Annotated in this window: 18 protein-coding genes; 8 read left to right on the top strand and 10 right to left on the bottom strand. The window is 60.6% G+C overall.

Going from position 1 to position 18,243, the window contains the following annotated elements:
• Positions 1–234: 234 nt before the first annotated feature.
• Both ACEN2T_RS28440 and ACEN2T_RS28445 read right to left on the bottom strand, forming a co-directional pair.
• On the bottom strand, positions 235–993 hold the full coding sequence (locus ACEN2T_RS28440; protein ID WP_442117920.1) for a substrate-binding domain-containing protein: 759 nt from the start codon (positions 991–993) through the stop codon (positions 235–237).
• Positions 993–2,297, bottom strand: coding sequence for an MFS transporter (locus tag ACEN2T_RS28445; RefSeq protein WP_032888673.1), 1,305 nt, complete (start codon positions 2,295–2,297; stop codon positions 993–995). Before ACEN2T_RS28445 ends, ACEN2T_RS28440 begins: the two co-directional genes overlap by 1 nt.
• A gap of 197 nt (positions 2,298–2,494) precedes the next feature.
• Between ACEN2T_RS28445 and ACEN2T_RS28450 the strand changes: the two genes are divergently transcribed.
• The 3 genes from ACEN2T_RS28450 to ACEN2T_RS28460 all read left to right on the top strand — a co-directional run bounded on the left by ACEN2T_RS28450 (position 2,495) and on the right by ACEN2T_RS28460 (position 4,080).
• On the top strand, positions 2,495–2,641 hold the full coding sequence (locus ACEN2T_RS28450; protein WP_163034878.1) for a hypothetical protein: 147 nt from the start codon (positions 2,495–2,497) through the stop codon (positions 2,639–2,641).
• 106 nt (positions 2,642–2,747) lie between these two features.
• Complete coding sequence (locus ACEN2T_RS28455) at positions 2,748–3,671, top strand: LysR substrate-binding domain-containing protein (RefSeq protein WP_017526706.1); 924 nt, start codon at positions 2,748–2,750, stop codon at positions 3,669–3,671.
• A 46-nt stretch (positions 3,672–3,717) separates the two neighbouring features.
• A complete protein-coding gene (locus ACEN2T_RS28460) occupies positions 3,718–4,080 on the top strand; it encodes a 5-carboxymethyl-2-hydroxymuconate Delta-isomerase (protein ID WP_032888675.1) in 363 nt (120 codons plus the stop codon).
• Positions 4,081–4,083: 3 nt separating this feature from the next.
• On the opposite strand, the gene ACEN2T_RS28465 is transcribed toward ACEN2T_RS28460, so the two are convergent.
• The 4 genes from ACEN2T_RS28465 to ACEN2T_RS28480 all read right to left on the bottom strand — a co-directional run bounded on the left by ACEN2T_RS28465 (position 4,084) and on the right by ACEN2T_RS28480 (position 9,646).
• A complete protein-coding gene (locus ACEN2T_RS28465; protein ID WP_099601376.1) occupies positions 4,084–5,019 on the bottom strand; it encodes a LysR family transcriptional regulator in 936 nt (311 codons plus the stop codon).
• Between the two features lie 137 nt (positions 5,020–5,156).
• Positions 5,157–6,344, bottom strand: a complete 1,188-nt coding sequence (locus tag ACEN2T_RS28470) for a CynX/NimT family MFS transporter (protein ID WP_442117910.1) — start codon at positions 6,342–6,344, stop codon at positions 5,157–5,159.
• 237 nt (positions 6,345–6,581) lie between these two features.
• Entirely contained in the window at positions 6,582–8,024 is a 1,443-nt protein-coding gene (locus ACEN2T_RS28475) for an aldehyde dehydrogenase family protein (RefSeq protein ID WP_442117911.1), read from the bottom strand.
• Positions 8,021–9,646, bottom strand: coding sequence for a 5-guanidino-2-oxopentanoate decarboxylase (locus tag ACEN2T_RS28480; RefSeq protein WP_442117912.1), 1,626 nt, complete (start codon positions 9,644–9,646; stop codon positions 8,021–8,023). Before ACEN2T_RS28480 ends, ACEN2T_RS28475 begins: the two co-directional genes overlap by 4 nt.
• A 110-nt stretch (positions 9,647–9,756) precedes the next feature.
• Here ACEN2T_RS28480 and ACEN2T_RS28485 point away from each other — a divergent pair, with 110 nt between their 5' ends.
• Positions 9,757–10,635, top strand: coding sequence for a LysR substrate-binding domain-containing protein (locus tag ACEN2T_RS28485; protein WP_122764913.1), 879 nt, complete (start codon positions 9,757–9,759; stop codon positions 10,633–10,635).
• A 40-nt stretch (positions 10,636–10,675) separates the two neighbouring features.
• Here the strand turns inward: ACEN2T_RS28485 and ACEN2T_RS28490 are convergent, their stop codons facing one another.
• Both ACEN2T_RS28490 and ACEN2T_RS28495 read right to left on the bottom strand, forming a co-directional pair.
• The gene (locus ACEN2T_RS28490) at positions 10,676–11,290 is read right to left on the bottom strand and encodes an NAD(P)-dependent oxidoreductase (protein WP_122680203.1); all 615 of its coding nucleotides are present in this window, start codon (positions 11,288–11,290) and stop codon (positions 10,676–10,678) included.
• Between the two features lie 34 nt (positions 11,291–11,324).
• Complete coding sequence (locus ACEN2T_RS28495; protein WP_095184087.1) at positions 11,325–12,191, bottom strand: MBL fold metallo-hydrolase; 867 nt, start codon at positions 12,189–12,191, stop codon at positions 11,325–11,327.
• A gap of 107 nt (positions 12,192–12,298) precedes the next feature.
• Here ACEN2T_RS28495 and ACEN2T_RS28500 point away from each other — a divergent pair, with 107 nt between their 5' ends.
• The gene (locus tag ACEN2T_RS28500; RefSeq protein WP_099601383.1) at positions 12,299–13,204 is read left to right on the top strand and encodes a LysR family transcriptional regulator; all 906 of its coding nucleotides are present in this window, start codon (positions 12,299–12,301) and stop codon (positions 13,202–13,204) included.
• Between the two features lie 100 nt (positions 13,205–13,304).
• Positions 13,305–13,481 carry a hypothetical protein gene (locus tag ACEN2T_RS28505; protein WP_163033154.1) on the top strand — a complete coding sequence of 59 codons (177 nt, stop codon included), beginning with the start codon at positions 13,305–13,307 and terminating at the stop codon, positions 13,479–13,481.
• Here the strand turns inward: ACEN2T_RS28505 and ACEN2T_RS28510 are convergent.
• Positions 13,474–14,352: a helix-turn-helix domain-containing protein gene (locus tag ACEN2T_RS28510; RefSeq protein WP_032888697.1), complete on the bottom strand. Its 879-nt coding sequence runs from the start codon at positions 14,350–14,352 to the stop codon at positions 13,474–13,476. The genes ACEN2T_RS28505 and ACEN2T_RS28510 overlap by 8 nt on opposite strands.
• A 189-nt stretch (positions 14,353–14,541) precedes the next feature.
• Between ACEN2T_RS28510 and pobA the strand changes: the two genes are divergently transcribed.
• Positions 14,542–15,726, top strand: a complete 1,185-nt coding sequence (pobA, locus tag ACEN2T_RS28515) for a 4-hydroxybenzoate 3-monooxygenase (protein WP_178075188.1) — start codon at positions 14,542–14,544, stop codon at positions 15,724–15,726.
• Between the two features lie 66 nt (positions 15,727–15,792).
• On the top strand, positions 15,793–17,310 hold the full coding sequence (locus tag ACEN2T_RS28520; RefSeq protein ID WP_442117913.1) for an MDR family MFS transporter: 1,518 nt from the start codon (positions 15,793–15,795) through the stop codon (positions 17,308–17,310).
• 78 nt (positions 17,311–17,388) lie between these two features.
• On the opposite strand, the gene ACEN2T_RS28525 is transcribed toward ACEN2T_RS28520, so the two are convergent.
• Complete coding sequence (locus tag ACEN2T_RS28525) at positions 17,389–18,228, bottom strand: cache domain-containing protein (RefSeq protein ID WP_032888706.1); 840 nt, start codon at positions 18,226–18,228, stop codon at positions 17,389–17,391.
• Positions 18,229–18,243 lie beyond the last annotated feature (15 nt).

The raw sequence follows: 18,243 nt of genomic DNA on the forward strand, positions 1-18,243 counted from the left end.
GGTTGTGGGTGGGTGGTGGTTTGGTGTTTTTTGGTGGTTTGGGTTTTGGGGGATGTTTGTTGGTTTTGTGGTGTGTTTGTGGTGGTTTTTTTTTCTTCCCACTCGGTTGTGTTCCTTGTGCGGTTGTGGGACCCGTGGGTGGTGTGAGGTGTGGGTGGAATCAGTCTCTGCGTGATGCCGTTTCTTCCTCTGTCGCTGGAGTTGGAACGGTTGGTGCGGGAGATGCCGTTTCGGTCAGCGTGACACTGAGTCCAGGCCGGTGGATTGCACCAGCGGTTGCGCCTCGGGCGAGGCCAGGTACTTCAGCAACGCCTTGGCTTGGGTCGGGTGTTCGGCGTTCACCGGAATACCTGCTGCAAAACGCGTAACGGACTGCACGTCTTCGGGGATTTTGCCCACATAGGTCACGCCCGGTACGGGCAACAATTCGGCGACCTGCTGCAGACCCACTTGGTAGTCACCTTTGGCAACCTGCTCAGCCACCGGAATACGTTCGATCATCGTGCCCTTGGCCGGCATGCCGAGCTTCTTGAACAGCTCTTTCTCGACATACACACCGCTGGCACTGTCCGAGTACGCCACTGACTTGGCCTTGCTCAGCACTGCCTTCAGTTCTGCATCGGTGCCGATGGCGGGTTTCGCCGCGCCTTCCTTCACCACCAAACCAATCCGCGAGTCCGCCAGTTCCACGCGAGACGCCGGGTCGACCTTGCCTTGTTTGATCAAGTCATCCAGGGCGTAGCCGACCATGATCACCACATCGGCGTGTTCGCCCCTGGCCAGGCGGTTGGGAATCGCTTCCGGCGCCTTGCCCATGGACGGGCCGAGAATGGTATCGAGGGTGTCACCGCTTTGCTGGGCATACTGCGGGCCAAGCAACTTATAGGCGGCGGTGAAGCCACCGGAGGTCATTACCTTGAGCTCCTCGGCCTGGGCCGACAGCGCCAGCGCGCCGAGGGCCAAGGCCGCCAGTGTGTTGAGCAGAGGTCGCATCATACCGCCCCCTGCAGCATCTGCCCGCGAGTGTTGGCGCGGCGGTACAACGCCAGGGTCGAACACAGTGCGCACAGTGCGGCGAACATCATCCAGTAGGCCGGTGAGGCCTTGTCCCCGGTGATGTGGATGAACCAGGTGGAGATCGCAGGGGTGAAGCCACCGAAGATCGCGGTTGCCAGGCTATAGGCCAGGGAAAAGCCCGCCACGCGCACTTCCACCGGCATGATTTCGGTCAGCGCCGGGATCATCGCGCCGTTGTACATGCCATAGAGGAAGGAGAACCACAGCAGGGTTTCCAGCATATGGCCGAAGCTTGGTGCATTCACCACGTAAGACAGTGCTGGATACGCTGTAAGAACCGCCAGCGCTGTCATGGCGATCAGTACCGGCTTGCGGCCGAAGCGATCGCTGAGGGTGCCGCCGATGGGGAGCCATACAAAGTTCGACACGGCCACCAGCAACGTCACCAGCAGGGCGTCCGAGGTGCTCAGTTGCAGCACGGTCTTGCCGAAGGTCGGCGCGTACACGGTGATCAGGTAGAACGCGGTAGTGGTCATGGCCACCATCAGCATGCCGCCGATCACAACGGTCCAGTTTTTCACCAGGGTTGCCAGCACTTCGCGCATGGTCGGGCGATGCTTGCGGTTGGCGAACTCTTCGGTTTCCTCCAGGTTGCGACGCAGCACAAAGATAAACGGAATGATCACGCAACCGACGGCGAACGGAATGCGCCAGCCCCAGTCGGCAACCACCGACGGTTCCATCCACACGTTCAGGCCATAACCCAGCGCAGCGGCGACCACGATGGAGATCTGTTGGCTGCCCGACTGCCAGCTGGTGTAGAAGCCTTTACGGCCTGGGGTGGCCATCTCAGACAAGTACACCGACACCCCGCCCAGTTCCGCACCGGCCGAGAAGCCTTGCAGCAAGCGACCAAGCAACACCAGCAGCGGTGCCCACAGGCCAATGGTCTGATAACCCGGCACCAGCACGATCAGCAACGTACCGCTGGCCATGATCGAGAGGGTCACGATCAGACCTTTGCGGCGACCGACGTCGTCAATGTAGGCACCGAGAATGATTGCGCCAAGTGGGCGCATCAGGAAGCCTGCGCCAAACACGGCGAAGGTCATCATTAATGACGCAAACTCATTAGCGGCCGGGAAGAACGCAGCCGCGATGTAGGTGGCGTAGAAACCAAACAGAAAGAAGTCGAACTGTTCGAGGAAATTGCCCGAAGTAACGCGGAATACCGCGCCAACTTTCGAGCGGGCAGAGTCGGGGCGGGAAGGGCTAGTCATGGTTTTGTGTCTCCAGCGTTCTTTTCAAAGTGCTTATTTCGCTTAAGACTATGGATAGTGGCTGACACATTTAGAAATGATAAGTGAAAATTTTGGGTTTATTGATGTTCAGGGATTATCAATCCCTGTGGCCGTCAAAATCTCTTTCCCTGTCCTATGCTTGAACAGGTGACCGATGCTTAAGGAAAGAGGTGGCTATGGGTAACGAACAAAAGCGGCGCGATGAACCAGAGCGTGAGCAACCCCAGCGGCAGCGCGAAGAGGAAAAGCCGCAGACCTGGAAGCATCCGGACGACGGTACGGAGCTTTCCGAGCGCGATCAGGAGTTTCCGCTCAAGCCCTGAGCAACCTGTCCGCCTGTGATGCTGGCTTATCGGCAATTAAGCGCATAGACGGCGTGCGCCGCGCTTTCTAAACTGCGACCTGTCTTGGTGAAACGGGCAGGCGCCGATGAATCGCAATGAATTACGCAAGGCCGACATCAATCTGATGGTGGTCTTCGAAGCACTGATGCTTGAGCGCAATGTGACGCGGGTGGCCGAGAAACTTTTTCTCGGCCAGCCGACCATCAGTTCGGCCCTGAACCGTTTGCGTACCTTGTTCAACGACCCATTGTTTATTCGTGTTGGCCATCGCATGGAGCCCACCGCGCGCGCCGAGGAAATCATTCAGCATCTGTCCCCGGCCCTCGATTCCTTGTCGTCGGCCTTGAGCCTGACCCACGATTTTGACCCGTCCATCAGCACCATGACGTTTCGCATCGGTCTGTCCGACGATGTCGAGTTCGGCCTGTTGCCGCCGTTGCTGCGCGCGCTGCGCCAGGAAGCGCCCCAAGTGGTGTTCGTGGTGCAGCATGTCGATTATTGGCGCATCCCTGACCTGCTGGCGTCCGGCGATATCACCGTTGGCATCACCCAGACCCGTGGCCTGCCGGCGAATGCCAAGCGCAAGTTGCTGCGCCATATCCGTCCGCGACTCCTGCGCGCGGATGCCTCGGACACGCCGCTGACCCTGGATGAATATTGCTCGCGGCCCCATGTGCTGGTGTCTCACACCGCCAACGTGTCGGGTTTTGCCGATGAGTGGCTGGCCGAGATTGGCCGTAAGCGCCACGTGGTTTTATCGGTACCGCAATACAGCGCGTTGCCGGCGTTGCTGGCCGGCACCGACCTCATCGCCAGCCTGCCGGACTACACCGCCGAAGCCATGGCGGTGTCGGGCAATCTGTTTTGTGAGCCGTTTCCGTTCGAGACACCAACGTTGGATTTGTCCATGGTTTGGCTCAGCCATGTGGACACCGACCCCGCCGAGCGTTGGGTGCGGTCGAGACTGGAGGCGTTCATGAGCGATAGAGGGTTGGGCGCCAAGGCGTGACGCTATATATTCAAGAATCTTCCTACAACAAGCCTCGGAGCAACCCATGCCGCATCTGCACCTGGAATACACCGCCAACCTGACAGACCTGACCGTCGATAAAACCCTGTTGCGGCTCAACAATGTGCTAATGGCGTCCGGGCAATTCGGCTCCGAGTTCGATATCAAAAGCCGTGCGGTGAAGCTTGAGCATTTTCAGGTAGGTACCTCCCTCAATCCGCGCGGTTTTATTGCGGTGAAGCTGTCATTGCTCAGCGGGCGTTCGCCGCAGGTCAAGCAGCAGCTGTCGGAAAGCCTGCTGGCGGTGTTGCAGGACCTTAGCCCGTGGCCCGAAGGCGTGCAGGTACAACTGAGCGTTGAACTGCGCGACATGGACCGCGATGCCTATAGCAAAGTCGCTATCGGCTAAGGCTTACAACAAGCCCTGATCGGCACATACCTTCACCACCTGCTCGCGAAACCAGGTATTGGCACTGTCCTGTTCACTGGTTTCGTTCCACTGCATATCAAGGGTGAACCCCGGCAATCCGTTGGGCGCCTCGCAATGGCCGAACACCGGCTCCGGCGCCAGTAGCTTTTGCACGCGGCGGGGCAGGGTGAGGATAAAGTCGGTGCCGGTGATCATCTTCAATGCCGCGCTGTAGCTGTTGGCACGGGCGACCACCTGGCGCTTGTGGGCCTGGCGCGCCAGCCAGCCGTCGATCATGTTGGTGTCGGAGGTCCACGGCGTGGGGAATACATGTCGCCGTTCGACGAAGGATTGCAGGCTGAATGCTGGCTCCCTGGGCGCTGAGCGTTTATCGAAGACACACACCAAATCGTCCTCCAGCAGCATCTGGGTCTTGAAGTCTTTGTGGGCGCGATGAAAATGCGGGCCGAAGCAGATCACCAAGTCCAGACGGCCTTCGCGCAAGTCATCGGCGGGGATATCGGTTTCCAGCTTCTGCACATTGACGATCACCGGCAAGTCGGCCCGGTCGAAGGTTTTCAGCAGGCGCGGCAGGATCAACTGTTCGAAGTATTCCGGTGCACATACGTTGAAGGTCACGGCTTTTTGCGTGGGGTCGAAGGCCTGGCCACCGGCGTGGCACAGGTTGATGCTTTCGAGGATCTTCTGCACATGGCCGTACATGGTGGTGGCCTTGTACGTAGGACGCATGCCCGCTCGGGTGTTGATAAACAGCTCGTCTTCAAAGCTGGTGCGCAGCTTCTTCAGGCTGTAGCTCACGGTGGACTGGCTGACGAACAGCGTTTCGGACACCTCGGTAACGCTGCTCTGGTCGTAGACGGCGATAAACACCATCAAGTCCTGCATATCGAGTTTTCTGAGCAAGTTACTGTTTAACATCGGTTTCGTCCGTAAACCCTTTGTACCGAACTCAGTACAAGACAGCCCAAAAGCTTAACGGAACGTGCGTGCCAATAGAAAGCTCTGTAGGGCGTTTCTATGTTTGCAGTGGGACAAATACTGTTTGCAACACGACCTCAGCGGATATGTTGCGCGTAATGCCTCGGGTTGAAGCGCGTGACGATCAGCAACATCAATACGATCACCGCCGTCAGCGACCACCAGGCCCATTCGAAACTGCCCAGTTGGTCACGGATCATCCCGGCGATCAGCGGCGACAGGCCGGCAATCAGGTAGCCGATGCCTTGCACAAAGGCAGTGAGGCCACCGGCACGGCGCGGGTTGTCCAAGTGATCGAGGGACAGGATCAGGCTCATGGGGAACAGGCCGCCGATGCCCAGGCCGAGCAGGCACGGCCACAGCAAACTGAGGGATTGCGGGCTGAGGATCAGGCCGCAGAAACCGATGATGATCAGCACCAGCAGCACGGCTACCACGCCGCGTTTGTCCTGGCGGCGGTTGGCGATGGCGGGTGTGATCAGGCCAGACACCACTTCCATGGCGGTCAGAAAGCCCAGCAGCAGGCCGGCGTCCTGCTCGCTCCAGCCTTGCTCCACGTAGTACGGCGCCAGCCACGCGAGTACACACGTGTAGGACGCGGTGCCCAAGCCAAAAAAGATCGCCAGCAACCAGGCGCGGCGATTGCCGAAAAATGATTCCTGCGGGCCGGAACCGGCCTCGGGTAATGGCGGCATTACCGAACGCTGGGCGTACCAGAACACCAAGGCGAGCAACGCCAGCACAGCCCAGATCGCCAGGCCGATACGCCAACTGCCGGTGTGCGTTTGCACGAAGGGCGAGAACGAAGCCGCCAGCGCCGCGCCACCCATGATGGCGGTGACGTACAGGCCCATGAACAGTGAAACGTTATCGCTGAAGCGCGACTTGATCAGCGCCGGCATCAACGCCTGGATCATCGCAATACCGATTCCCGCCGCAATCGCGCTGACGATCAGCTCCAGCGCCGAATCCAGGAACAACCGCGACAGCGTCGCCACGCCGATCACCAGCAGCGACAGGAGAATGCTGCGGTGCTCACCAAGACGCTTGGCCAAGCCCATGCCAAAGAACATCGCCATGCCCATGGTCATGACCGGCAACATGGTCAGCAACGCCGCGCTGCTGAAACTCAACGGCACATCGCCACGAATCGAAGACAACAACGGCCCCACAGCAGCCATCGACGGGCGCAGGTTAAGGGCGACCAGCACCACGCTGATCATCAGCCAAACGGCAGTGGTGGGTTTTGCGTGAACGTTTTCCATGGGCCTGCCTTGAGTGAACAAGGGTGAATCAGGCCACGTATGGGGCAGGGGGGCAAATGAGAAAGTCGCAGGCACTATCTAAAAATTGCAGTTCCCACAAACACCGCAAATCAAGATGTGGGAGGGGGCTTGCCCCCGATAGCCGTGTTTCAGTCTAAGCATCTGTAACTGATCCACCGCTATCGGGGGCAAGCTCCCTCCCACATGGGTCCACCTTCTACAGCAGGGGTTGCAGTGTCAGTTAGACCGAATGACGTGCTTTATCTCCTGAAACGCCGCTAACCCCCAAGGCCCCAGCTCGCGTCCGATGCTGCTCTGCTTGTAACCCCCCCACGCCGTCTGCGGGAAGATCACCTGCGGCGCGTTGATCCATACCAGTCCGGCCTGCAGGGCATTTGCAACCCGCTCGGCGCTCTCGACATCGGTGCCCACCACACTGGCCACCAGGCCGAAATCGCTGTCGTTGGCCAAGGCAATCGCCTCATCTTCAGTTGCGAAACTTCGTACACACAGCACCGGGCCGAAGATTTCCTCGTTCCATAACGCACTGTCCAACGGCACAGCGGTAAACACCGTCGGGCGGATGAAATAACCCCTGGCCAGATCCGCCGGACGTTCACCGCCACACAGCAACCGCGCGCCGTCCTCGATGCCTCGCTGGATATGCCCCAATACCCGCTGATACTGCGCACGGTTGATCAGCGCGCCCATTTCCACGTCCTCGGCAAACGGGTCAGCCACGCGAATCCCTTCAGCCCGCGCCCGCAAGCGTTGCAGGAATTCGTCCGCCAAGGTGTCGGCCACCAGCACGCGGCTAGTGGCAGAACACATCTGCCCGGCGTTGAAAAATCCACCGCCGCAGGCCAGTTCCACGGCCAAGTCGAGGTCAGCATCTGCCAGCACCAGCAACGAAGATTTGCCGCCCAGTTCCAGGCTGACGCCCTTGATGGTTTCGGCGGCGCGTTGCATCACCTGCACGCCCACCGCATTACTGCCAGTAAAGGAGATTTTCGCCACACGACGGTCCGCTGCCAGCGGTGCACCGACCGCCAGGCCCGTGCCGCAGACCAGGTTGAACACGCCTGCGGGCAGCCCGGATTCGGTGATGATTCGCGCCAATTGCAGCTCTGCCAGGGGCGTGACTTCCGACGGCTTGAGCACCACGCAGCAACCGGAGGCGAGGGCGGGGGCGAGTTTCCAGGCGGTGGTCACCATGGGGAAATTCCACGGCACGATCAGCCCCACTACGCCACACGGCTCGCGGCGCAGGCGAGCGCTGAACTCATCGCTGGGCAGTGCCACCGGCCGGTCTTGCCCGGCGTCCAGGTCTTCGGCAACACCTGCGTAGTACTCGAAGGTGGCGATCACGTCGTCCACATCGATGCCCGCCTCAAACAGCGGTTTGCCGTTGTTGCTCGACTGCAGGTGCATTAAGGCTTCGCGCTGTTCGCGCGCGCCTTGGGCGATTTTGCGTAATAGGGCGCCGCGCTCACGGCCGGTGCTTTTTGACCAGCCGGCAAACGCCCGGCTGGCGGCATCCACTGCCTGGGTCACGGCAGTCATGTCCCCTACGCTGACCTGGGCCAAGCGGGATTCGGTCGCCGGGTTGATCACCTCCAGCACGTCGTGGCCAGCACGCCATTCGCCGTCGATATACACACCGTTCAATACTGCGTTCATACCGCGACCTCCTTCATCCAAAGCTCTTGGTCAATTTCAATCAGCGTCGGCCCCTGTCGATCAGAGGCGGCCAGCAATGCGTTGCGTAACGGCTCGATGCCCTCGATGCGTTCAGCCGCGCAGCCCAGCGCCTTGGCCACGCCGACAAAATCCGGTGTGTAGATGTCCACGCCGACCGGTTCGATGGCGCGGTTGACCATGTATTTCTTGATCTCCTCGTAGCCCTGGTTATTCCACAGCAACACGATGATCGGCGTGCGTGCCTCCACCGCGCTGGCCAGTTCCGGCAGGCTGAATTGCAGTCCGCCGTCACCGATCAGGCACACCACCGGTTGCCCATCGCCGCGCCCCAGCCAGGCGCCGATCGCGGCGGGCAAGGCGTAACCCAAGGTGCCGTAGCCGGTAGAGGAGTTGAACCAGCGGCGTGGGTGGTCGAGGTTGAGGGTGAGGTTGCCGCTGTACACCGGTTGGGTGGAGTCGCCCACCATGACGGCGCCGGGCAATGTTTCCAGGATCGTACTGAGGAACAGGGTTTGCGCACGGGTGGCGGCGTCCCAGGATGGGGCCAATTCAGCCCACAAACGCGCGACGCGTTGGCTGCCCCAGTCGGTGTTGCGCAGGGGTAACTCCTTGCTGTCCAACTCGGCCAGCAAGGCTTCGGTGGCGATCTGCGCATCGGCTACCAAGGCGACGTGAGGTGTGTAGTTGCGCACGGTCTGGTCCGGGTCGATGTCGATGCGCAGCAGTGCGCCGGGAATTTCAAACCCGCCCGCGAAGGTCACGTCGTAATCGGTTTCCGCAAGCTCTGTGCCGATGGCCAGCACCACATCGGCTTCGGCGACTAATGCGCGGGTGGCGACCAAGGTCTGGGTGGAGCCGATCAGCAACGGGTGCGCGGCGGGCAGCATGCCTTTGGCGTTGACGGTCAGTGCCACTGGCGCACCGAGGGTTTCGGCGAGGCGGGTCAGCGCGGGCGCGGCATCGATGGCGCCGCCGCCGGCGAGAATCAACGGGCGCTTGGCGCACGCCAGCAACTGAGTCATCTGCTTGATCGCCGAGGGTGCGGCACCGGCGCGCGCGACGCTGATCGGCTTGCTGCCCAGCAGTGCGTCGGCGTTTTCCACCAGCACATCCAGCGGGATCTCGATATGCACCGGCCGCGGACGGCCGGCCTGGAACAGTGCAAATGCCCGTGCCAGCACCCCGGGCAACTCCGCCGCCGACATCAAGGTATGGGAGAACGCCGCCACGCCCGCGATCATCGCGCTCTGGTTCGGCAGTTCATGCAACTTGCCGCGCCCGCCGCCCAACTGGCTGCGTGATTGCACGCTGGAAATCACCAACATCGGGATCGAGTCGGCATAGGCCTGGCCCATGGCCGTGGTGATGTTGGTCATGCCTGGGCCGGTGATGATGAAACACACGCCGGGCTTGCCGCTGGTGCGTGCATAACCGTCCGCCATAAACCCGGCCCCTTGCTCGTGGCGTGGGGTGACGTGACGGATGCTGGAACGGGCCAGGCCGCGGTACAACTCCACGGTGTGCACGCCGGGGATGCCAAACACCTGTTCAACGCCATAGCCTTCCAGGAGCTTCACCAACACTTCGCCGCAGGTCGCCATACAAGTCGCTCTTGTTATTGATTCGAGGCGGTATTGGAACGGCTGGCCCGTAGCGGCAACAATCGATAAAAAGTCATACTAGCCATGTCCTCACGTCATGGCTGAGCCCGATGAAACGTCTTCCTCCACTGCCCGCGCTGCACACTTTCTGGGTCACGGCCCAGTGTTGCAACTTCACCCGCGCCGCCGAGCAACTGCACATCACTCAGGGTGCGGTCAGCCGGCAGATTGCCGGGTTGGAAAGCCACTTGGGTTACGCGCTGTTCCAACGCCAGGCACGGGGCTTGAGCCTGACCGAAGAGGGGCGCGAGTGGTCAGTGCGTGCGCAGCAGGTATTTGGTTTGCTCGGTGATGCGGTGGAGCAGATCGGCAGTCGCCGCCAGACCCTGCAACTCAAGGCCTCCACCTGTGTGATGCGCTGGTTGCTGCCGCGCTTGATGCAGTGGCAAAAGGAGCGCCCGGACGTGCCGGTGGAACTCACCACCACTGTGGCTTACACCGTGGACTTTCGCCGCGAGCAGTTTGACGCAGCGGTGATCTACGCACCCATCGCCGAGCAATCAGCCGAGGCGCGGCATTTGTTCGATGAGCAACTTACGCCCGTTTGCGCGCCGGGGTTATCGGATGGCTTGCACACGCCGCAAGACTTGCAGCACCAGGTGCTGCTGCATCCCACGAGGGATGAGCGGGACTGGGCGTTATGGTTGAAGGCTGCTAACACGCGCTTGAGCAATTTGAGCCAAGGCCATCATTTCGAAACGCTGGACTTGGCGATGACGGTGGCCTCCCAGGGTTCCGGGGTGGCGATAGGCGACAGTGCGTTGATTGGCGAGGATGTGAAGGCGGGGCGGTTGGTGATGCCGTATGAACTGCGGGTACAGACGGGGATGGGGTATTACCTGGTGTATCCACCGGGGACGAAGCCGTCGACCGGGCTCGAAGCTCTAATGGATTGGTTAGTCAGCCAGGCACAATCTCCAGAACACTGAAGGGCAAATGTGGGAGGGAGCAAGCCCCCTCCCACAAATGTCAGTAACCGACGGTGAAACGCTGGCGCGAGTGCTTCGGTGTTTCCACTTCGTCAATCATCGCGATGGCATAGTCGGCAAAGCTGATCGAGCTTGTACCTTCGCTGCTTACCAGCAAATCATCCTGGCCCAGGCGGAATTTACCGGTGCGCTCGGTGCCATCGAACAGAGCCGATGGCGACAGGAAAGTCCAATCCAGTTCTTGTTCCTGACGCAGGGTCTCAAGGAATTCAGCTCCTGCGCTGGCCTCTGCCTTGTACTCAGCAGGGAAACCTTCGCTGTCGATCACGCGACCGCCACCCGGCAGCAACAGCGAACCCGCACCGCCCACCACCAGCAAGCGTTTGACACCGGCCTTTTTCACCGGCCCGATCACGGCGCTGGCGGGCAGGGTGGCGAAGTGCGCGGCACTGATCACCACGTCGTTGCCGCTGATGGCCTGTTGCAGGGCATCGGCGTCCAACGCGTCCACTTGTTTGATAGTGACGTTCGGGCGCGCTGCCAGTTTGTCGGTGTTACGCGCGATGGCGGTCACGCTGTGCCCACGACGCAACGCTTCTTCCAGCAATTGGCTGCCGGCACGGCCCGTAGCCCCAATGATTGCGATCTTGCTCATGACGTTCTCCAGTGCGGTTAAGGTTTGAGAGTTTTCACCACTTCATTTCGCCCTTGGCGACTTTCGCGCTCAGCTCCAGGGAGCTTTCGTCCGCCAGGGTGGGGTAACGCTTTTTCATGGCCGCGATGAGGGCGGCGGAGTCTTTGGCCTTGGAGGTTTCTACGTCGAAGGCCTTGATGTAGTCGGCGGTAAAGGTGACCGACGCCACGGACGGCGTACCCAGGTAGTGACCCGGAATCACGGTACGCGGTTTCAGGTTTTCGATGCGTTGCAGGGTGGCCAGCCAGTCTTTGTGGGATTGCGCGCCCTGGGTATCTGCCATCCACACATGGATGTTTTGGGCAACCACGACGCCACCGACCACCGCCTTGATCGACGGGATCCACACAAAGCTGCGATCCGGCTGCGGGCCGTCCAGGCCGATAACGTCCAACTGTTTCCCTTCAAGGGTCAGGCTATGGCCTTGCAGCACCTGTGGCACGATGGTTTTAGCCGGTTTGTCGGCGCCCATTTTCGGGCCCCAGAACTCAAGTTTGCCGGCCACGGTGGCGTTGATGTGGTCGACCACCGGTTGCGGAGCCAGCACCTTGGCGTCCGGGAACGCGGCCGTCAGGGTGTCGAGGCCAAAGTAGTAATCCGGATCGCCATGGCTGATGTAAATGGTGGTCAGGTGTTTGCCGCTGGCGCGGATCTTTTGCACCAGTTGCTCGGCCTGGCCCTTGCCGAATTGCGCGTCCACCAGGATCGCGTCTTTGGCGCCGCTGACCAGCACCGAGGTCACCGGGAAGATCGCCGCTTCGCCAGGGTTGTACACGTCGAGGGTCAAGTCGGCCGCCGAGGCATGGGCCGCAAAGGCCAGGGCGGCGGTGGCTAGGGTCATGCGCTTGAGGGTTGAAAGCATTGGGCAGCTCCAGCAATCGGTTCAAAGGATGCACAGAGCTTAGTTGCACTAAACGAGACTAAAAATGCGATGCTGGAACATAGTTTGTTTCTGAAATCGGGCAAATCATGGATCGTCTTCAAGCAATGCGCGTGTTTGTCACCGTGGTGGACCTGGGCAGCCAGTCCGCCGCCGCGGACCATCTGGACCTGTCGCGGCCGGTCGTATCGCGTTACCTCGCCGAGTTGGAAGACTGGGTCGGCGCGCGCCTGCTGCACCGCACCACGCGCAAACTTAGTCTTACGGCGGCGGGCGGTGAGACGTTGCCGCGCTGCCGCCAATTGCTGGAGTTGTGCGGCGACATGCAGGCCGCCGTCAGTGAGCCCGATGACGCGCCCCGTGGCCTGCTGCGCCTGAGTGTCAGCACCTCGTTCGGCCAGGCGCAATTGGCCGAGGCGATTGCCGAGTACGTCAAACGCTACCCTTTGGTCACGGTCGACCTGCAAATGCTCGATCGCACGGTGAATCTGGTGGACGAGCGCATCGATCTGGCCATCCGCACCAGCAATGACCTGGACCCGAACCTGATCGCACGGCGCCTGACCGTCTGTCGCTCGGTGGTCTGCGCCACCCCCGCGTATCTGCGCGAGCATCCGGCCCCACAAAAAGTCGAAGACCTGGCCCGGCACAACTGCCTGACCCACTCGTACTTCGGCAAAAGCCTGTGGCATTTCGAAGAAAGTGGCGAGCACGTGTCGGTGCCGGTGCACGGCAATATCACCGCCAACGAGGCCAGCACGCTGCTACGCCTGACGCTGGCCGGCGCTGGGGTGGCGATGTTGCCCAGCTACCAGGCCGGCGATCACATCCGACGTGGTGAACTGGTGCGCCTGCTGCCCCGCGCCGAACCCCGGCAGATGAACATCTACGCGGTCTACGCCTCACGCAAACACATGCCGTCGGCGTTGCGCAGCCTGCTGGATTTTCTGGTGGTGAGGTTCCCTGAAGAGCCTGCGTGGGACATCGGTCTCTGAGGCGACATAACCCTGTTGAATGTCGTCCAATAATGGCAACTCGCCCTGACTGGCCTATGCTTTAAACAGCGTCATGTAGATCCGTCCAGAGGTCTCTGTCATGAGCATAAAAACCAGAAAGTACCTGATGATTTTCACTCTCTGCGCCTTGGCCAGCGCACTGTACGGGACTGCCGCCTACCGTGTGGAGCAGACCCGTATGCAGCCGACCTTTGCGATCAGCTGCAACCAGGACCAATGTGTCCCCCACACCGGCAGTTTCAGTGCGCTCAGGTAGTGGTCGATTCGGCCTTGAGTTGCTCGCGAAACGCCTTGGGTGAGAATCCGACCCGGCGGCGAAACAGCCGGGAAAAGTTAGTCGGGTCGGAAAACCCCAACACTTCCGACATTTCATTGATGGTCATGCTGGTGTAAGTCAGCAGGCGCTTGGCTTCCAGCAACTGGCGGTCATGCATGATCTGCAGGGCGGGCTGGCCACCGAGTTCCCGACATGTCCCATTCAGATGTGAGACCGAGATACCCAGCTTGTGGGCCAGATCCTCAATCTTTGGGTGCTCACGGTAGTGCTGTTCGACCAGTTGGGTAAACCGCCGGAAATACTCGCGGCCTCTTGGCGCACGCGGATGGCAACGCTGGATGGCCTGACGGCTGATCCACACCAGCAGCACGCTGACCAGGGCGTGCATCATCATGTCCCGGGCCGGTTGCTCTTCTGCATATTCGTCCTGCAGGCGGGCGAATTGGCTATTGAGGTAGTCACTGTCCTTGCCCGCCGGGTAACTGCCCAGGGTCTGCAAACCGCCGGCCGTTGCGCCCAGTTGGGCCTGCAAGTGGCTCACGAGTGGCGCCGAGAGTGTCACTACATAACCTTCGACATCTTCGGCAAAGCGAAACCCATGCACGCACAACGGCGGCAATATCTGCAGCGTGGCTTCGTTGAGCGTGGTGCGCTGACCTTCTATTTCCAGTTGAGCCTGGCCTTTGTGCACGTACAACAACTGGCACAGATCCGCGTGCCGGTGGGGCTGGATTTCCCACTGGTATTCCCGGCTGCGGCGGGAAATGGTTTCGCAGTGCAACAAATCGGGGGTCGGCCATTGCTGGTTTTCCCCGTAAAGCTTGAAGACCGGAATCGCGGTGTTGGTCATGGTTTCAATCCGATACTCAGGACGGTTGTGCGGTAATCGCCCAAATTGGCAAAAAGCGCAGGGTTTGTCGCAGTTTTCACCTTCTTATGCCAAGCACTCAAGTGAAAAATGTCAGCCACAAGACCAATGACAACTCTTTCACTCAATCCGTTCGAGTGGAACTTGCGGGCCATAAAAATAATGAAAACGCTGAAAACCCAAGTCGCCATTATCGGCGCCGGTCCTTCCGGACTGTTGCTCGGCCAACTGCTGCATAACGCCGGCATCGAGACCTTTATTCTAGAGCGCCAGAGCGCTGACTACGTGCAAGGCCGCATCCGCGCCGGGGTGCTGGAGCAAGGCATGGTCGACCTGCTGCGCCAAGCCGGCGTTAGCCAACGCATGGATGCCGAAGGCCTGGTACATGATGGCTTCGAACTCGCGCTCGACGGACATCTCACCCATATCGACCTCAAGGCGCTGACCGGCGGCCAATCGGTGATGATCTACGGCCAGACCGAAGTCACCCGCGACCTGATGGCCGCCCGCGCGGCTGCCGGCGCGGTCACGCTCTACGACGCCCGTGACGTGCAGCCCCATGATCTCAAAAGTGATCGACCCTGGCTGACCTTCGAACACCAGGGCGAGGCGTTCCGTCTGGAATGCGACTACATCGCCGGTTGTGATGGCTTCCACGGCGTGGCGCGTCAGTCGATCCCCGCTGAATCACTGAAAATCTTCGAGCGCGTGTACCCCTTTGGTTGGCTGGGAATTCTCGCCGACACCCCGCCGGTGCACGACGAACTCGTGTACGCCAAACACCCCCGTGGCTTTGCCCTGTGCAGCATGCGATCGCCGACCCGCAGCCGCTATTACCTGCAAGTGCCGGCTGAAGAACCGTTGGATGAATGGTCGGACGCACGCTTTTGGGCTGAGCTGAAAACCCGCCTGCCCAGCAGCCTGGCCGAGCAGTTGGTCACCGGGCCGTCGATTGAAAAGAGCATCGCGCCGTTGCGCAGTTTTGTGGCTGAACCGATGCAGTACGGGCGTCTGTTCCTGCTGGGTGACGCTGCGCATATCGTGCCGCCCACCGGCGCCAAGGGCCTGAACCTGGCGGCCAGTGATGTGAGTACGCTATTTAGGATCATGCTCAAGGTGTATCGCGAGGGGCGCGTGGATTTGTTGGAGCGCTATTCCGCCATCTGCCTGCGCCGGGTGTGGAAGGCCGAACGGTTTTCCTGGTGGATGACCTCGATGCTGCATCAATTCCCTGAGGCGGACGGCTTCAGCCAGCGCATTGCCCAGAGCGAACTGGAGTACTTCATCCACTCCGAAGCCGGGCGCAAAACCATCGCGGAAAATTACGTCGGGCTTCCTTACGAGGCTATCGAATAGCCTGCTATCGTATTGAGCATTGCCGTGGGCCGACTTTTCCCACGGGCCTTGCTTGAAGGTTCTGTCGTGACTCAGCTCAATCAGCCCGCGCCACCGCTGCCCGCGGTGCGCAGTATTCTCGCCTCGTTGATGATGGCGATCTTCCTCGGCGCACTGGACCAGACCATTGTCGCCGTGTCCATGCCCGCTATCTCCGCGCGGTTCCACGACGTCAACCTGCTGGCCTGGGTGATCTCCGGCTACATGGTGGCAATGACAGTGGCGGTGCCTATCTACGGCAAGCTCGGCGACCTGTATGGGCGCCGGCCGATGATGCTGATCGGCATGGGCTTGTTCACCGTGGCGTCGCTGTTTTGCGGCATGGCGCAAAGCATGGAGCAGTTGGTGCTGGCACGGGTGCTCCAGGGGATTGGCGCTGGCGGCATGATCTCGGTGAGCCAAGCGATCATCGGCGACATTATTCCGCCCCGTGAACGTGGGCGTTATCAAGGCTATTTCAGCAGCATGTACGCAGTGGCCAGCGTGGCCGGGCCGGTGTTGGGCGGCTACATGACCGAGTACCTGTCGTGGCGTTGGGTATTCCTGATCAACCTGCCGCTGGGCGCTGGTGCCTGGTACGTGGCCCATCGCACCCTGGTGGGGCTGCCTGTGCCGCAGCGCAAGCCGATCATCGATTACCTCGGCACCGTGTTGATGATCGTTGGCCTGACCGCCCTGTTGCTGGGTATCACCGAAATTGGTCAGGGTCATCATTGGCGTGACAGTGGGGTGCTGGGGCTGCTGGCCTGCGCGCTGGTGGCATTGACGTTGTTCGTGTGGCACGAGCGCCGTGCGCGGGAGCCGTTGCTGCCGATGCACTTGTTTGCCAACCGCAGCGCGGTGCTGTGTTGGTGCACGGTGTTCTTCACCAGCTTCCAGGCGATTTCCCTGACGGTGCTGATGCCCCTGCGCTTTCAGACCGTGACCGGAGGCGGGGCCGACAGTGCCGCCTTGCACTTGTTGCCACTGGCCATCGGCTTGCCCATCGGCGCGTATTCCGCAGGGCGCATGACCTCGGTGACCGGACGTTATAAACCGATGATCCTTGGCGGCGCACTGTTAAGCCCGCTGGCGATCCTGGGCATGGCCTTCAGCGCGCCCCAGGACGTAGTGCTTACCGGCGTGTTCATGTTGTTGTGCGGGATCGCCGGTGGGATGCAATTCCCTACCTCCCTGGTGGGCTCGCAAAACTCGGTGGAACAGCGCGACATTGGCGTCGCCACCAGCACCACCAACCTGTTCCGTTCCCTTGGTGGTGCGGTGGGCGTGGCGTGCATGTCGGCGCTGCTGCTGGCGTTGTTGCAGGATTCGAGCTTCGCTCACTTGGCCAGCGGTTCGCTGGTGGCCGAGGGCAGCTCCGGCAATGTGCTGTTGGATGGCCTGAACGCCGCTCCCGGCCCGGCGCAAGATGCACTGCGCGGGGAGCTGGCGGTGACGTTCCGACATTTGTTGATGGTGAGTGCGGCGGTGTCGTTGCTGGGGTTGGCGGCGGCGATTGCGATGCCTAACCGGGTGCTGCGCGGTCGGGAGGATAAAGTTAAGTAACTGACACGATAGCGATCAAAGTGTGGAAGGGGGCAAGTCGAACCGCCCCTCCCACATTTGACTGCATTCCAGTCCAGATCACGGGCTGTAGTAACCCACCGCAACCATGAAATGCCCGGCCTTGCGCACATAGGCATGCTTGTTCTCAATCTTGTCGGTCACCGGGTTTTTCCAGCGGTACTTGTATTCCCCCTGGTCCTGCTCCGCCATCAACTTGAGGATCGGCTCGCCCACCGGCTTGCCGTCCGGGTCCTTGATCTTGCTGAAGTCAGTGTTGACCAGCCGCAGGTTGGTGCCGTGCGCCACGTAACGTTGGGTGTTCAGGTCCACCACAAACACGTAGAGGTCATCCTGCAGGAAGCCGCCCTGCAATGAGTTGATGGCCTTGAGCGTACCGGGTTCATCCTTGAGCAGCGCGTTGACCGCTTTGTTGCGCAAGGCTCGCGCCTGTTCCGGCGTGGCCCGTGGGAGGTAGTAGCCCACGGCCAGGATGCGATCACCCACCCGCTGATAAAACACATGTTTGCGCTCTACCTTGCCGTCGTTCCAGTTCTGCCAACGGTAATCGGCCTGCTGGATACCCTGGTCTTCAGGCACCTTGAGGGCATCCTTGAATGACTGGCTCAGGTCCGGCCCCAATACCTCGTTAACGTCCCGGCCGATCAACGCGGAGGAGGGGCCACCACTGGCCAGTAGCACGCCCTTGGTATCGATCACGAACACATAACGGTCCTGGTCGATAAATTCCCCTTGGCGGCTGAACACGGCGAGGGCTTTGTCGCCATTGGTCTTGTAGTAAGCCAGGGCTTTTTCCAGCAGGGCCTTGGCCGCCTGGGCGTCCTCATCCTGAGTCGTTTCGGCGTGCACCTGGCTGAAACACAACAGCAGCAGCCAGGTGATGCGGAGCAATCCCTTCATGTTCCGTCCTCGTTC

This window comes from Pseudomonas sp. W22_MBD1_FP4, assembly GCF_052113765.1.
In the GTDB taxonomy this organism is placed as follows: Bacteria; Pseudomonadota; Gammaproteobacteria; order Pseudomonadales; family Pseudomonadaceae; genus Aquipseudomonas; species Aquipseudomonas sivasensis.

What these genes read in the sequence shown, in the direction of transcription:
- ACEN2T_RS28500 (WP_099601383.1), top strand. Translation starts at nt 12,299, where the DNA reads ATGGATCGTCTTCAAGCAATGCGCGTGTTTGTCACCGTGGTGGACCTG.
- ACEN2T_RS28485 (WP_122764913.1), top strand. Translation starts at nt 9,757, where the DNA reads ATGAAACGTCTTCCTCCACTGCCCGCGCTGCACACTTTCTGGGTCACG.
- ACEN2T_RS28450 (WP_163034878.1), top strand. Translation starts at nt 2,495, where the DNA reads ATGGGTAACGAACAAAAGCGGCGCGATGAACCAGAGCGTGAGCAACCC.
- ACEN2T_RS28505 (WP_163033154.1), top strand. Translation starts at nt 13,305, where the DNA reads ATGAGCATAAAAACCAGAAAGTACCTGATGATTTTCACTCTCTGCGCC.
- ACEN2T_RS28490 (WP_122680203.1), bottom strand. Translation starts at nt 11,290, where the DNA reads ATGAGCAAGATCGCAATCATTGGGGCTACGGGCCGTGCCGGCAGCCAA.
- ACEN2T_RS28510 (WP_032888697.1), bottom strand. Translation starts at nt 14,352, where the DNA reads ATGACCAACACCGCGATTCCGGTCTTCAAGCTTTACGGGGAAAACCAG.
- ACEN2T_RS28480 (WP_442117912.1), bottom strand. Translation starts at nt 9,646, where the DNA reads ATGGCGACCTGCGGCGAAGTGTTGGTGAAGCTCCTGGAAGGCTATGGC.
- ACEN2T_RS28470 (WP_442117910.1), bottom strand. Translation starts at nt 6,344, where the DNA reads ATGGAAAACGTTCACGCAAAACCCACCACTGCCGTTTGGCTGATGATC.
- ACEN2T_RS28460 (WP_032888675.1), top strand. Translation starts at nt 3,718, where the DNA reads ATGCCGCATCTGCACCTGGAATACACCGCCAACCTGACAGACCTGACC.
- ACEN2T_RS28465 (WP_099601376.1), bottom strand. Translation starts at nt 5,019, where the DNA reads ATGTTAAACAGTAACTTGCTCAGAAAACTCGATATGCAGGACTTGATG.
- ACEN2T_RS28455 (WP_017526706.1), top strand. Translation starts at nt 2,748, where the DNA reads ATGAATCGCAATGAATTACGCAAGGCCGACATCAATCTGATGGTGGTC.
- ACEN2T_RS28495 (WP_095184087.1), bottom strand. Translation starts at nt 12,191, where the DNA reads ATGCTTTCAACCCTCAAGCGCATGACCCTAGCCACCGCCGCCCTGGCC.
- ACEN2T_RS28525 (WP_032888706.1), bottom strand. Translation starts at nt 18,228, where the DNA reads ATGAAGGGATTGCTCCGCATCACCTGGCTGCTGCTGTTGTGTTTCAGC.
- ACEN2T_RS28445 (WP_032888673.1), bottom strand. Translation starts at nt 2,297, where the DNA reads ATGACTAGCCCTTCCCGCCCCGACTCTGCCCGCTCGAAAGTTGGCGCG.
- ACEN2T_RS28475 (WP_442117911.1), bottom strand. Translation starts at nt 8,024, where the DNA reads ATGAACGCAGTATTGAACGGTGTGTATATCGACGGCGAATGGCGTGCT.
- ACEN2T_RS28440 (WP_442117920.1), bottom strand. Translation starts at nt 993, where the DNA reads ATGCGACCTCTGCTCAACACACTGGCGGCCTTGGCCCTCGGCGCGCTG.